We start from the raw sequence: 926 nt of genomic DNA on the forward strand, positions 1-926 counted from the left end.
TTGGGGTATCAGATTGGTCGATTCAAAGTACGTAAGCTGATGAAGGAGGGCGGGTTGGCATCCAAACAGCCGGGCGTACACACGTTATAAGGTGGCACGGTCAGAACGACCGAATATACCCAATCTGCTGGCCCGCGAATTTGATGTCCAGCAACCCAATCAGGTGTGGTGTGGCGATATCACCTACGTCTGGGCCGGTGGTCGCTGGCATTACCTGGCAGCGGTTCTTGACCTGCACACCCGGCGGGTCGTGGGCTGGGCGATGTCTGACAAGCCTGATGCAGAGCTGGCCATCAAAGCACTGGAGATGGCGTATCAGCAGCGGGGTTGCCCATCCGGTGTGCTATTTCACTCCGACCAGGGCAGCCAATATGGTAGCCGGGCATTTCGGCAACGACTGTGGCGTTATCGCATAACCCAGAGCATGAGTCGGCGTGGTAACTGCTGGGATAACGCCCCGATGGAGCGATTGTTCAGAAGCCTGAAGTCAGAGTGGCTGCCGGCTATGGGATATATGAGCTTGCGAGAGGCGAAGCGGGATATCAGTTACTACCTGATGGATTACTACAACTGGCGGCGTCCACATCAACACAATGACGGGATACCGCCAGCAAAAGCCGAGGTTCGGCCTAACCAAGTGTCCGGATTTAGTTGACCACTACACGTCTGGGCTGCACCAGCAGGCGGTGCTCGGCCAATATCCGAAACAGCCTGTCATGCCCTACCTTGAGCCCGCCATCCTCCTGACCCTGCAGCAGATAATGCAGCTTGCGAGTGCCCACCCGCGGTTGTCGCAGTCGAACCTGACGCACAAAGCGCACCACCTGCAGCCCTTGTGCATGGCGCTCGTCGGCGACCCGATTGCGCTTGTAGTAAGCCTGCCGGCTTATCCCCAGAAACAGGCAAGCCCTGACAATGGTCAGCCT

At 57.6% G+C, this 926-nt stretch carries 2 pseudogenes; one reads left to right on the plus strand and one right to left on the minus strand.

The features are described 5' to 3' along the window. Positions 1-655: pseudogene (locus AACR14_RS16050) on the plus strand (IS3 family transposase); the annotation flags it as partial. Between the two features lie 7 nt (positions 656-662). Here AACR14_RS16050 and AACR14_RS16055 read toward each other — a convergent pair. Further along, positions 663-926: pseudogene (locus AACR14_RS16055) on the minus strand (IS3 family transposase); the annotation flags it as partial.

It is taken from the genome of Aeromonas sp. 159 (genome assembly GCF_963862045.1).
In the GTDB taxonomy this organism is placed as follows: domain Bacteria; phylum Pseudomonadota; class Gammaproteobacteria; order Enterobacterales; family Aeromonadaceae; genus Aeromonas; species Aeromonas veronii.